The sequence below is a fragment of the Pedobacter sp. genome (genome assembly GCF_045628745.1).
Taxonomy (GTDB): domain Bacteria; phylum Bacteroidota; class Bacteroidia; order Sphingobacteriales; family Sphingobacteriaceae; genus Pedobacter.
In genome coordinates this window covers 1-14459 of sequence record NZ_JAZQPU010000192.1, presented here as the reverse complement: position 1 = coordinate 14459, position 14459 = coordinate 1, and the positions used below count along the sequence as shown (strand labels likewise).

The 14459-nt window shown below is 40.3% G+C and carries 9 protein-coding genes; 7 read left to right on the top strand and 2 right to left on the bottom strand.

Annotation, left to right across the window (positions count from 1 at the left end):
• Positions 1-63: 63 nt before the first annotated feature.
• Positions 64-2943 (top strand): aminomethyl-transferring glycine dehydrogenase, encoded by a 2880-nt coding sequence (gcvP, locus tag ACR2F7_RS07470; RefSeq protein ID WP_432712959.1) that lies wholly within the window; start codon positions 64-66, stop codon positions 2941-2943.
• Between the two features lie 140 nt (positions 2944-3083).
• The gene (locus ACR2F7_RS07465; protein ID WP_432712958.1) at positions 3084-3482 is read left to right on the top strand and encodes a response regulator; all 399 of its coding nucleotides are present in this window, start codon (positions 3084-3086) and stop codon (positions 3480-3482) included.
• A gap of 3 nt (positions 3483-3485) precedes the next feature.
• On the opposite strand, the gene ACR2F7_RS07460 is transcribed toward ACR2F7_RS07465, so the two are convergent.
• Entirely contained in the window at positions 3486-4250 is a 765-nt protein-coding gene (locus tag ACR2F7_RS07460) for an MBL fold metallo-hydrolase (protein WP_432712960.1), read from the bottom strand.
• Between the two features lie 60 nt (positions 4251-4310).
• Between ACR2F7_RS07460 and recJ the strand changes: the two genes are divergently transcribed.
• The 4 genes from recJ (at position 4311) to ACR2F7_RS07440 (ending at position 11473) form a co-directional block, all read left to right on the top strand.
• Positions 4311-6014 (top strand): single-stranded-DNA-specific exonuclease RecJ, encoded by a 1704-nt coding sequence (recJ, locus tag ACR2F7_RS07455; RefSeq protein WP_432712957.1) that lies wholly within the window; start codon positions 4311-4313, stop codon positions 6012-6014.
• 9 nt (positions 6015-6023) lie between these two features.
• Positions 6024-6758, top strand: a complete 735-nt coding sequence (lptB, locus tag ACR2F7_RS07450) for an LPS export ABC transporter ATP-binding protein (RefSeq protein ID WP_432712956.1) — start codon at positions 6024-6026, stop codon at positions 6756-6758.
• Between the two features lie 18 nt (positions 6759-6776).
• Entirely contained in the window at positions 6777-8285 is a 1509-nt protein-coding gene (locus ACR2F7_RS07445) for a GH3 auxin-responsive promoter family protein (protein ID WP_432712955.1), read from the top strand.
• Between the two features lie 266 nt (positions 8286-8551).
• Complete coding sequence (locus tag ACR2F7_RS07440; RefSeq protein ID WP_432712954.1) at positions 8552-11473, top strand: TonB-dependent receptor; 2922 nt, start codon at positions 8552-8554, stop codon at positions 11471-11473.
• A 34-nt stretch (positions 11474-11507) separates the two neighbouring features.
• On the opposite strand, the gene ACR2F7_RS07435 is transcribed toward ACR2F7_RS07440, so the two are convergent.
• The gene (locus ACR2F7_RS07435) at positions 11508-13424 is read right to left on the bottom strand and encodes a heavy metal translocating P-type ATPase (RefSeq protein ID WP_432712953.1); all 1917 of its coding nucleotides are present in this window, start codon (positions 13422-13424) and stop codon (positions 11508-11510) included.
• A 153-nt stretch (positions 13425-13577) separates the two neighbouring features.
• On the opposite strand from ACR2F7_RS07435, the gene ACR2F7_RS07430 reads away from it, so the two are divergent.
• Complete coding sequence (locus tag ACR2F7_RS07430) at positions 13578-14417, top strand: hypothetical protein (protein ID WP_432712952.1); 840 nt, start codon at positions 13578-13580, stop codon at positions 14415-14417.
• The last annotated feature ends 42 nt before the right edge of the window (positions 14418-14459 follow it).

Sequence of the window (14459 nt, the reverse complement as noted above, 5' to 3'; positions counted from 1 at the left end):
CAGCAATTATCAAACTAAGCTAGAATTTTTCTACCTTTGCGGCAACTTTTATTGCTATCATTCATGAGCTTAAATATCCACTACCAAGAAGACTTTAAAAATCGCCATATTGCAACAAATGCTGCTGACACAGCCGCAATGTTAACCACTATTGGCGTCAATTCTATTGATGAATTAATCGAGCAAACTATTCCACAACAAATCAGACTAAAGCAGCCTTTAAACTTGCCAAAAGCAAAGTCAGAGACTGATTACCTGCGTGGATTAAAACAAACGGCATCACTCAATAAAGTATTTAAATCCTACATCGGACAAGGATATTATGATACCATTACCCCTGGCGTAATTTTACGTAATGTAATGGAAAATCCAGGATGGTATACGCAATATACGCCTTACCAGGCTGAAATTGCACAAGGTCGTCTGCAAGCTTTATTGAATTTCCAAACTATGGTTATTGACCTTACAGGAATGGAAATTGCCAATGCTTCTCTATTAGATGAAGGTACGGCAGCTGCAGAGGCTATGTTTATGCAATACAGCCTTCGTAAAAATCAACAAGACACAAAATTCTTTGTTTCTGAATTGTTGTTCCCTCAAACTATTGATATCTTAAAAACCCGTGCCAATCCTTTCGGTATTGAACTGGTTATTGGTAACCATGAAGAAGTTGACTTAAGCGACGCTTTCTTCGGTGCTATCGTGCAGTATCCTGCAGGTAACGGTGAGGTTTTTGATTATACAGGCTTTGCTGCAAAAGCACACGAAAACAAGGTTAAATTAACTGTTGTTGCTGATCTTTTAAGTTTAACCTTATTAACGCCTCCGGGTGAATGGGGGGCAGATATTGTGGTTGGTACTACGCAACGTTTTGGTATTTCCATTGGTTTTGGTGGTCCACATGCAGCATACTTCGCTACAAAAGAAGAATATAAAAGAAATATCCCAGGTCGTATTATCGGTGTAACCATAGATGTGAATAACAACTATGCTTTACGTATGGCTTTACAAACCAGAGAACAGCACATCCGCAGAGATAAAGCTACTTCAAACATTTGTACAGCACAAGCTTTATTAGCAATTATGGCAGGTTTTTATGCTGTTTACCATGGTCCTAAAGGCTTAAAACTAATTGCTGAACGTACACACGGTTTGGCTGTAACGTTAGCTACATCTTTACAGAACATTGGTTACAAAGTATTAACTAATGCTTATTTTGATACTATTCAAGTTGATCTTGGGGGTCTTGCAGACTCTATTCACAGAGAATGTATCGACAATGAAATCAACTTAAATTATAAAGGTAACCTGGTTACCATTGCCCTTGATGAAACTACTTCTTTTGAAGACATTAAGTTACTCAACAAAATCTTTTCTAAAGTAAAAGGCATTGCTGCAGATCAGGCAGAACTGGAAGAAAGCAATATAGAAACTGTTATTCCAGTAGCTTTACAACGTACTTCAACTTATTTAACACACCCTATTTTCAACGCTCATCATTCTGAGCATGAAATGTTGCGTTACATTAAATCTTTAGAAGCTAAAGACCTTTCGCTGTGTCATTCCATGATCGCTTTAGGTTCTTGTACCATGAAATTGAATGCAACTACAGAAATGGTTCCTGTAACCTGGCCTGAGTTTGCTAAAATACACCCTTTCGCGCCTGCTGATCAGGTAGCGGGTTATTATACAGTATTTAATGAGCTTGACAAATGGTTAAGTGAAATTACTGGTTTTGCAGCCATGAGCTTACAGCCTAATGCTGGTGCTCAAGGTGAATATGCTGGTTTAATGGTCATCAGGGCTTACCATAATGACCGTGGCGACAGTCACCGTAATGTAGCACTTATTCCTTCATCTGCTCACGGCACAAACCCTGCTTCTGCAGCTATGGCCGGCATGAAAGTGGTTGTGGTTAAATCGCTTCAAAATGGAAACATTGATGTGGAAGATCTTAAAGCTAAGGCTGAGCAACATAAAGATGAGCTTTCTTGCCTGATGGTTACTTACCCTTCTACACATGGTGTATTTGAGGAAAGTATCATCGATATCTGTAACATCATCCATGAAAATGGCGGACAAGTTTATATGGATGGCGCAAACATGAATGCTCAGGTTGGCTTAACCAGTCCTGCAAATATTGGCGCTGATGTTTGTCACTTGAACCTTCACAAAACTTTCTGCATTCCTCACGGAGGCGGTGGTCCTGGTATGGGTCCAATTGGTGTAGCACAACACCTTGTTAAATATTTACCGGGCCATGCTGTGGTAGATATCAATAAGGCTAAATCTATCAACGCTGTTTCTTCTGCGCCATGGGGTTCTGCATCAATCTTAATTATCTCTCATGCTTATATTGCCATGATGGGTACTGATGGATTAACTAATGCTACTAAATATGCTATTTTAAATGCTAATTACATGAAAGCACGTTTAGAGCTGCATTACCCAGTATTATATGCTGGAAGTAAAGGCCGTTGCGCTCACGAAATGATCCTTGACTGCAGAAGCTTTAAAAACTTCGGTATTGAAGTGGTTGACATTGCTAAACGTTTAATGGATTATGGTTTCCATGCACCAACAGTTTCTTTCCCCGTAGCGGGTACCTTAATGGTGGAACCTACAGAAAGTGAGCCTAAGCATGAATTAGACAGGTTCTGTGATGCATTAATCGCTATTAAAGGTGAAATTAACGCTATTGAAAATGGAACTTATGATAAGGTAAACAACATGTTAAAAAATGCTCCACACACCGCAGCGAATGTTACTGGTGATGAATGGAACCATGGTTACAGCAGACAAGTTGCCGCTTTTCCATTGCCTTATGTTGCTGCTTATAAATTCTGGCCTTCTGTAGGAAGGGTAAATGACTCCTTCGGAGATCGCTCATTAGTTTGTGCATGCCCTCCAATTGAAAGTTATATGGAGGAATATACTGCATAAGTATTTCGATACCAAATATTTATTTGACTAACAGCATAAAAAAAAGGTCTTTTAGATTAAAAAGACCTTTTTTTTATGCTTAAAGTATGCAACTAATTTATACCTTTAATAAATTTTACCGCCCTCTTTACTAAACCCAGATGGATTTTAAAATCAATTTACTAGTTATTGATGATGATGATATAAATATATTCATCATCAAAAAGATTGTGGAAAAAACAGGCTTTGCTGTTAATATGGTAGCCAGAACTAATGGGCAATTAGCAATTGATTACCTTCAGGAAATTGATGGCAACGCGGAGGTATTTCCACACCTGATTCTGGTTGATATTAACATGCCGGTGATGAATGGATGGGAATTTATTGAGGCCTACGAGAAATTGAATATCAAAAAGGCAGTAGACATGTACATGCTTTCCTCTTCAGTTTATGAAAACGACATCGAGAAAGCAAAAACCTATAAAATAGTACAGGGCTTTATCTCAAAACCCCTTTCTATTGACCGCCTTATTGAACTCTTCAGGACTTTAAGCGCCTAATATTTATTCCACTTTAAATACGCCATCTGTATAGGTAACATAACCAGTGGCTTTTTTCTTTCCATGGTAAAACAAGCAATTCCAGTTTTCTGCTGCTGCTTTTTTTCCATATGCTTCGCGAAGTTCCATCGTTTTGCGCCCATCAAAGTCGTATTTGGCAATAAACTTACGCAATAACTCTTCTGGCTCCGGTAAAACATCACCACCGAAAAACACTTTATCTTCTCCGCTTTCAAACAACAGCGTTTGGTGAAAAGGACAATGCCCGCCCGTTAATTCATAACTGACGCCATTCATCAACTCACCTGATCCTTCTATAAAAGTGATGGTCGCATTGCGCTGTAAAAAGTCGAATATTTCAGTGTGGTACGATGAAGATGTACTGGTAAAGGCACTTTCCCACTCTCCTTGTTGGATCACATAGGTAGCGTGCGGAAAACTAAGCTCCATCTTGCCGTTTAAATGGTGTACCATACCACCAGAATGGTCATAGTGCAGGTGTGACATCAATACAAAATCTACTTCATCCGGGTCAAAACCTGCCTTTTTAATGTTCTCATGTAAAATCAACTGACCGGCTTCATTGCTGTAGCCCAAACCAGTGTCTAACAACAATAACAAACTACCCATCTTTATTAAAAACGGCTGTACATGAATGAATAATGATGCGGGCCTGTCTTTGATGGAATCTACTGCAGGGTTGAAAGGAATGAATTTTTTAGTGGCATCTACTGAATAAGAACCTTCGTATAAAGTGAATACTTGCAATGACATAGCTATTAGTAAGAAAAAAATTAATGATATCTTTACGAATCACTAGGCAAAGATATGGAAAAAAGATGGGTGCAGGCGGTTGAAGGAAATAAAGAGCACACGGAAACGCTTGCCAAAGAATTAAAAATAGACAAAAGCTTAGCGCAGATTTTGGTGCAGCGCGGTATTGCTACTTTTGAGGAAGCACGTCATTTCTTCCGTCCGGCATTAGAGGCTATTCATGATCCTTTCTTAATGAAAGACATGGATAAAGCTATTGCCCGCATAGATATAGCGCTTGTCAACAAGGAAAAGATATTGATCTACGGCGATTATGATGTAGATGGCACTACTTCAGTTGCCCTTGCCTACAGCTTCTTTAAAATGTTTAGCAATCACCTGGAGTATTATATCCCTGACCGCCATAAGGAAGGTTATGGTATTTCTACTGCCGGTATAGATTATGCTAAAGAACATGGCTTCACTTTAGTGATTGCCCTGGATTGTGGTATCAAATCTAACGAGAAAATCAACTATGCAAATGGCCTGGGGATAGATTTTATCATTTGTGATCACCACTTACCCGGCGATGAGCTTCCTGCAGCAGTTGCTGTACTGGATCCAAAGCGTGAGGACTGCCCCTACCCCTTTAAAGAATTAGCCGGTTGCGGCATTGGCTTTAAATTGGCACAGGCGTTCTGTATCCACCACGAGTTGCCTAAGGAAAAATATGAACAGTACCTTGACCTGGTGATGGTGAGTATTGCCGCAGATATTGTTCCTGTCCTTGATGAAAACAGGGTTTTGGCCTATCATGGTTTAAAAAAATTAAATAACAACCCTTGCATGGGCTTAAGGGCACTAATGCAAAGTTCTGGTCCTATTAAAGACTTTACTTTAACGGACATCGTCTTTACCGTTGCCCCACGCATCAATGCTGCCGGAAGAATGGATCATGCACGAGAGGCCGTTAAAATGCTGCTCTGTGCAGAAGATAGCAGGGCACAGGAACAAAGTATATTCATTAATCTTCATAATACAGAAAGAAAAACCACAGATCAGCTGACTACTGCCGAAGCCCTTGCTTTTATTGGGGCTTGTGAGATCCTGATCAACAAAAAAACAACTGTAGTTTACAACCAGAACTGGAATAAAGGTGTCATTGGTATTGTAGCTTCCAGGCTTACAGAAACCTATTACCGCCCAACAGTGGTATTGACGGAATCTAATGGTTTCCTTACCGGCTCGGCACGTTCTGTACCTGGTTTTGACCTTTATGAAGCCCTTTTAGGCTGTGCCGATTTGCTTGAACAATTTGGGGGACATAAATTTGCTGCAGGTTTAACCATGAAGGCTGAGAACATAGATTCCTTTATGGACAGGTTTGAAAGCGTAGTATCGGCAAGCATTACAGATGATTTACTCCGTCCGGAGATTAAAATAGATGCAGCGATTAACCTCAACCAGATTGATGGTAAATTTCAAAGAATTTTGGCACAAATGGCACCCTTTGGACCAGGTAATATGGCTCCTGTTTTTGTAACACACGGTGTATTTTATGTGGGGAATACCTATATTGTAGGAACAAAACACTTGAAACTATCCATAAAGCAACAAAATTCAAGTACTTTTGAATGCATTGGTTTTAACCTGGCTGAATTTCAGGAGGCATTGAAACCCAATCAGCCCTTTTCTGTTTGTTATACAATAGAAGAGAATGTATGGCGGGAACAGAGGCGTTTACAGCTGAACATTAAAGCCATCAAAATTGATAATTGATATACTTAAATGATATTAAGAGCAGATAATCTAGTTAAAAAATATAAGCAGCGTACCGTCGTAAATGATGTTTCATTTAGTGTAAGTCAGGGCGAAATTGTTGGTTTACTTGGCCCTAATGGTGCCGGAAAAACCACTTCTTTTTATATGATTGTTGGCTTGATTAAGCCAAATGAGGGAACAATTTATTTAGATGATGAAGATATTACTTCTGATGCCATGTACAGAAGAGCCCAGAAAGGAATCGGTTACCTTGCCCAGGAAGCATCTGTTTTCAGGAAACTCACGGTAGAAGACAACATCCTCGCTATTCTGGAGATGACCAAAATGAGTAAGGAAGAAAGATACGAAAAGCTGGAAGAGCTGATTACTGAGTTCAGCTTACACAAAGTACGCAAAAACAGGGGTGATTTACTTTCTGGAGGGGAAAGAAGAAGAACAGAAATTGCACGTGCACTGGCGGCAAACCCCAACTTCATTCTTTTAGATGAGCCTTTTGCCGGTGTTGACCCAATTGCAGTAGAAGAAATACAGACTATAGTAGCCAAACTAAGGAATAAAAATATAGGTATCTTAATTACCGACCACAACGTGCAGGAAACGTTGTCAATCACAGACAGGGCCTATCTTCTTTTTGAAGGTAAAATTCTAGAATCGGGAACACCAGAAGTATTGGCCGCCAATGAAATGGTAAGAAAGGTATACCTTGGATCCAATTTCGTATTGCGCAGCAAAAACTTATAAAGATATTCGAGAAAAGAAATGGCGATTGTAAATTCAATTTTTACCTGGTATATGAAGAAAAGAGTTCACCAGATTGAACTCTTTATGAAGTACCCACTTGATGTTCAAGATGAATGGTTTAAAAACCTTATTTCTTGTGCAGAAAATACGGAATGGGGCAAATTATACGACTATAAATCCATAAATACGCCTGCACAGTTTAAAGAACGGGTACCTATCCAGAATTACGATACCTTAAAGCCCTTTATTGAAAGAATGCTTAAAGGAGAACAAAACATCCTCTGGCCTTCTGACATCAAATGGTTTGCAAAATCTTCGGGCACAACGAGCGACAGGAGTAAATTTATCCCTGTATCTGAAGAGTCTTTACAAGAATGTCATTTTAAAGGTGGTAAAGACCTGCTATCTATTTTCTGTGATAACCGCCCTAATAATCAAATATTATCAGGTAAGGGTTTAGTTTTAGGTGGCAGTCACCAGATTAACCAATTGAACGAAGATTCCTTTTATGGAGATCTTTCGGCAGTGCTGATCAAGAACCTGCCAATGTGGGCAGAATATTACCGTACGCCTGCCATATCCATTGCTTTAATGGATAACTATGAGCACAAGATGGAGAAAATGGCCGAGGCTACCATCAAAGAAAATGTAACCAATATTTCTGGTGTGCCTACCTGGACCCTCGTGCTCGCCAAGAAAGTTTTGGAAATGACCGGCAAAGATAACCTGCTGGAAGTATGGCCTAACCTTGAATTGTATTTCCATGGTGCTGTCAATTTTAAACCTTACCGCGAACAGTTCAAAGCGCTCATTCCAAGTGACGACATGTATTACCTGGAAACCTACAATGCTTCGGAAGGCTTTTTTGGCATCCAGGACCAGGTGAATTCTGAGGAACTGCTGTTAATGCTTGATTATGGCATTTACTATGAGTTTCTGCCGATGGAACACCTTGAAGATGAACATCCACAAACCTTAACTCTCGATCAGGTTCAGTTATGTAAAAACTACGCTATCATCATCTCTACAAATGGAGGGCTTTGGCGCTACATGATTGGAGATACGGTTCAGTTTACCTCCCTATACCCTTTCCGCATAAAAATTACGGGCAGAACTAAACATTTTATCAATGCCTTTGGCGAAGAAGTAATTATCGACAATGCCGAGCATGCCATTAGCGCCGCCTGCTGTGCAACAGAAGCTGTATTTATTGACTATACCGCTTGCCCTATCTATTTTGAGGGCAATAAAGCCGGTGGCCATGAGTGGATCATTGAATTTGCCAAACAGCCTGATAATTTCGAGAAATTTATTGATGTGTTAGATCATACACTCAGGGAAATCAATTCTGATTATGATGCCAAACGTTTTAACGATATGGCTCTTTGTCGCCCGAAGGTCCATAATGCACCGAAAAATACTTTCTACAACTGGTTAAAAGCTAAAGGAAAATTAGGCGGACAGCATAAGGTACCCCGATTGGCCAATGATAGAAAATATGTTGAGGAAATTTTAAAGTTCTTGTAACTCCAACATTCTCATTCAATAGTTCAAACAGTTAATCACCTGCTTATTATTTTTTTTATAAATATAATTAGGTTATCTGCTTGCGTTCTTATAGTTTTGTCTACTAAATCCATAGACTTTATTTATGACTAGAACGCTACCCTCCTTTATCCCCGTTATTCCTTTGAAAATTGTTGAAAATTTACAGTGTTGTTGTGTCATGCAGGCTTGTTAAAGCGCTGCCAGAACCACAATCAACAACCTGTTTTATTCAACCTTATTCAACCATGAAGATTTCCAAAATAACCTCCATTTTATTTTTTCTTTTTATTTTTACTCAAATTACCGCCAGGGCTCAAGAAAACCAACTGATAGAAATCAGTGGGGTAGTAACCAGCGAAGACACTAAAGAAGCACTTGCCGGTGTTGGCGTTTCCGTTAAAGGCACCATTGCCGGTACAACCACCAACGCTGAAGGAAAATTTAAACTCCGCAGCAAACTCCACTTCCCCATCAAACTTATTTTTAGCAGCATAGGTTTCAAACAGCAAGAATTTGAAGTGACCAAGGCTGGCACAGATTTAAATATTGCCCTGGTTACACAAACCATTTTAGGCAATGAGGTAGTCATCACCGCTTCCAGAGTTCAGGAAAGCATTTTAAAATCACCTGTAGCCATTGAGAAATTAGACATCCGTGCCATCAAGGAATCTCCGGCGCCGAGTTTTTATGACGCCCTTGAAAATGTGAAAGGCGTTCAGATGACCACCTCTAGCTTAACCTTTAAAATCCCAAACACCCGTGGCTTTAATATTCCAAGCAATTATAGGTTTATGCAACTGGTTGATGGCATAGACATGCAGGCTGCAACCTTAGGCGTGCCCCTGGGGAATGCTATTGGTCCCACAGAACTTGATATTGCCAGCGTGGAAATTACCCCAGGCGCAGCCTCTGCCCTTTATGGCATGAATGCCATCAATGGAATGAGCAACCTTTTGACTAAAAGCCCTTTCCTTTACCAGGGACTGAGTGTTTACCAAAAAACAGGGATCAATCATTTAGGGGGAACAGGCAGGGAGGCGAGTAACCTTACCGAGACGGCCATCCGCTATGCAAAAGCCTTTAACAATAAATTCGCTTTTAAGGTTAACCTGAGCTATTTGAAAGGAACCGACTGGCTTTCAGATACCCGCATTGATCAAAATCCTAACAATTTAAAAAGTGCCAACCCTAGTTTCAGTGCTTTAGAGGGCGCGAACAATATCGCTTTTGATGGCTGGAATAAATATGGTGATGATGTTTTAGCAGGCAGCAACACTGTTTCTGTAAGTGGTTTAACCATCAATGGCAAGGCTAATCAAACATTAAACGTGGCTAGAACAGGTTACTGGGAAAAAGACCTCGTTAACCCAAATGTGGATAACCTAAAGTTTGATGCTGCTTTACATTATCGTTTTAATGATTTCCTGGAGATTGCTTATGATTACCGGATTGGTAAAATGGATGGCGTTTTTCAAAGGGGCAATAAAATACAGCTGGACAATGTGGTGATCCAAAACCATAAGCTAGAACTGAAAGGCAGTAATTTCTTAATCAGGGCTTATGCTTCACTGGAAGATTCTGGAGATTCTTATAACGTTAAACCTCTGGCCGATAACCTTGACCTCGCCAGTGGAGGCAGTGGCTCTGTTTGGAGTGCCAAATATAAAAATGCATTAAATGCCTTTGCGACTGCAAACGGTAGTTTAACAGATGCTAACCTGGCCGCAGCAACGAAATATGCGCGTCAACAAGCAGATGCTGGCAGAGTAGAACCTGGCACACAAGCTTTTGAAGATTTAAAAAACACCATTACTTCTATTAACAACTGGGATATCAAATCATCAACCATTCCTGATGCGCCAGAAACAGGTGGTTCTGCCCTGGTTCAAAAAAGTAATTTATACCATATTGAAGGTCAGTGGGATTTATCTAAACAAGCTAAATATTTTGACCTGTTAATTGGTGGTGATGCCCGTGTATATGAAGTGATCCCCGATGGGAACAGCTTTGTAGACTTTGGTCGCGCCATTGCTGATCGCGGTAAACAATTGCCCGATGGCACTTATGGCGACAAAATCTATTACAAAAAAATGGGTGTTTTTACCCAGCTGACTAAAACCTTTTTTGAGGAGAAACTTAAAATATTCGGATCCCTGCGTTATGATTACAATCCGGAGTTCGATCCTGAATTTACTCCAAGGGTTGCTGCCGTTTATTCACCTGATGAGCACCATAATTTCAGGGTTACCTACCAGCAAGGTTACCGTTTTCCAGGTTTATTTGAAGCTTTATCCTATGTAAACAATGGAAGGGTAAAACGTGTGGGCAGTTTATCGTATATCAATGAAGGTTTAGGTTATTTAGATAACAGTTATACCCGTGCTTCAGGTGTAGTATTTAATGCCGCTGTCAATGCTGCAGTAGCAGCTGGTGCAGACCGTAATGTGGCGGCTTTAGCAAATAAGGATTTATTGGTAAAAGCAGATCTGCCTAAAGCAAGGCCAGAAAAAATCAACTCTTTAGAAGTAGGTTATAAAAGTGTTTTACTGGAAAACCGTTTAGTGATTGATATAGATGCCTATACCAATACCTACGATGGCTTTCTGGGCCAGGTGCAGGTTGATGTGCCAAAAGATGCCATTATTGGTACAGATGATGCTGTATTAAAGATGTTAGATGCCAACCGTGATGCCGGACAAGACCGTTACCGTGTATATACCAATGCCAAAAACACTTACCGCAATTATGGATCTGCCCTTGGCATTACCTATAACATCCATAAGAAATATACAGTTGCAGGTAATGTGAGTTACAACAAAATTAAATCCAATGCAAAGGCAGATCTTTTTGTTACCGGATTTAACACTCCAGAATGGGTAACCAATGTCACCTTTGGCAACCGCGAGATCTTCAAGAATGTTGGTTTTAGTGTGGTTTACAAATGGCAGGATTCCTTTCTTTGGGAAAGTCCACTGGTAACAGGAGAAATTGCTGCCATTAATACTTTCGATGCCCAGGTAACCTATAAAATGCCTCAGGTAAAATCGAGCATTAAACTTGGGGGCACCAATATTTTCAACAAAGCCTATTTACAATATGCAGGGGGCCCAACTTTAGGCGCCTTGTATTATGTGGCTATCACTTTTGATGGTTTGTTAAACAAATAAAAACATGCGCTATTCTTTGAAAATGCCGGAAGAATTAATCTTTTTCCGGCATTTTCATGTTTTGGATGCGCACAGCATTTAAGATGGCCAATAACGCTACACCCACATCAGCAATCACCGCTTCCCATAAAGTAGCCACCCCACCAGCACCTAAAATCAACACCAGAATCTTGATACCCATCGCAAGGGAAATATTTTGCCAGACTATCTTTTTGGTCAGCTTGCCAATATATATAGCAGTCACAATTTTATAAGGCTGGTCATTTTGAATCACCACATCGGCCGTTTCAATGGTGGCATCACTACCTAAACCTCCCATGGCTATACCCACATCAGCAAGTGCAACTACAGGCGCATCATTTACCCCATCGCCAACAAAAGCGAGTCGCCTGCCATTTTCCTTTAAAGTTTCTACCTGGTGAACTTTATCCTCAGGCAGCAAAGCCCCATAAGCATGGTCGATCCCCAGTGATTGAGCAACTTTCTCAACCACACTTTGCTTGTCACCACTCAACATCACCGTTTTGATCTTTAACCGATGCAAAGCATTAATGGTTTGTTGTGCATCTTCTTTTATTTCATCTGCGATGCTGAGGTAACCGACATATTGATTGTCGACAGCTACCATAACCAATGTATCTGCTTGCTCATCAATAACAGCATCATAAGGAATATGATATTTTTGAAATAGACCTTTGTTACCTGCTAGAACAGATTTGCCATTGATGATGCCTTTTAATCCATGGCCGTCAACCTCTTCCACCTGCTGAATTTGTGCGCCCTGAATAACCTTACCTGCAAAAGCTGTGATGGCAAGTGCGATAGGATGTGTAGATTTACTTTCCAAAGCCGCGAGTAATAATATCAATTCAGCTTCTTGAAAATTGACAGCATGTACCTGCTGCACCCTGAAAACCCCTTTTGTTAAAGTTCCTGTTTTATCCATCACCACGGTATCAATTTCGGTGATGACATCAAGAAAATTAGCCCCTTTAAATAAGATGCCATTTTTTGAGGCCAGTCCGATACCACCGAAGTAACCCAAAGGAATAGAAACCACCAGCGCACAAGGGCAACTGATCACCAGGAACACCAGTCCGCGGTAAAACCATTCCTTAAAAACATAAGTATCCACAAAGAAAAAGGGAAGCAATACCACCATCAGGGCAAGTAGAAATACAATGGGTGTGTATACTTTAGCAAAGCGGGATATAAACAACTGCGTTTGAGATTTTCTGGCGGTGGCATCCTGCACCATTTCCAGGATTTTACTTAACTTACTATCCTGAAACAAGGCCTGCACCTTTACTTCCGTTAAAGCATTTAAGTTGATCATACCCGCAAGCACTGTTGCCCCCTTGAGCTTTGAATCGGGTTTACTCTCCCCTGTCATAGCTGCGGTATTGAAACTTCCTTTTTCAGATAACAGAACACCATCCAGGGCAACCTTTTCGCCCGGTTTAATTTGAATGGTTTCATTAATTTTAACTTCCGCCGGATGCACATTGAGTGCTACACCATTTCTGATGACCGTAACTGTTTCTGGCCTGATGTCTAACAGCGCTTTGATATTTCCTTTGGCTCTATCTACCGCAGCGTCCTGAAACCACTCCCCTATGGAGTAAAAAACCATCACTGCTACACCCTCACTATAAGCACCAATGGTAAAAGCACCAATGGTAGCCACTGTCATCAACACAAACTCATTAAAAAAATCAAAGCGAAGGGCCTTTCTAATAGCGAGGTTTACCACCTGGTAACCTGCCAGCAGATAAGCAATACCAAAAATAAGCAGCTGTGTGCTATTGTTTAAATGAAGCTTAAAGCCATATTCAAGGCAGAGCATGACAACCAATACAACAAAAGACAGGATTAAAGGCAGGTGACTTTCGCCATGTTCGTGCTCATCCGTTTGTTGCGGTAATTCAATTATATTTTCTTCTGCTTTCATAAATAAGGTATTGGCATTAATTTAGTGGATATAAGTTTTATTGACAACAATTAATCCATGAAAACTAAAGTACTTAATTTTTCATTGGTATATAAGCTGTTCTTAAAGGGTCATTTGACGCTAAAACACTTAGTTAATATTAATTATAAGTGTTTGGTACTTCTCATTTCTATATTGGTTACTTTTACCACAGGCTTGAAAGCACAACAGCCTGTAGTTTTAAACGTGATTGATTCTTTAACCATAAGACCAGTCCATCCACCGGTATTTGAAGGTATTACTACGGATACCACCCACCTGCTTTTGAGCGACTGGCCTGTTACCCTGGTCAAATACAGCTATGGAGAACCAAAGATCAATTTTATTGCCATCCATGATGATGAAGATACTGGCGTAAAAGCGGCATTTGAATACATCAGGTTCTCAGGAGGATCAATTATAGATTGCCAGTACGGCGGCATCAGGAATTTTAAATTTATGTACAATAATGAAGAATTCCAAACCGATCCTAACAGCATTTATACGCCGGCAGGCATTGCAAGAGGGTTGGAAAAATACAATTGGGCAGCCCCGGAAGTGGTGAATATGCTGGCCAATACGGCTAAGGAAATCCTGAAATTATACAACCCGGAAACACCTCCTTATATCTTTACCTTACACAACAACGGAGATGGTGGTTTTGGTATCCACGATTACCTTAAAGGTTATCCCCTGGAAAACTTTGCGGATTCCTTATATATCAATTTTGAGATGGATGCCGACGATTTGATTTTGGTGACCGATGTCAATTTGTTTAACCGCTTGAAAAAAGAAAATGTCAATGTGGTCTTGCAATCGAACAATGCACCCGACGATGGTTCGCTTTCTTACTATGCCATGCAACAGCGTATCCCTTACGTTAATGTTGAAGTTCAGCATGGTCACCTTTATGAGCATTTAAGGCTCATTGAAATTGCAGCAAAGGCCTTAGAGGAAACGATTTTGCCTCTCTAAATAATAATAAGCCGGTTTATTTAGCCTGCTGACCATTTAAAA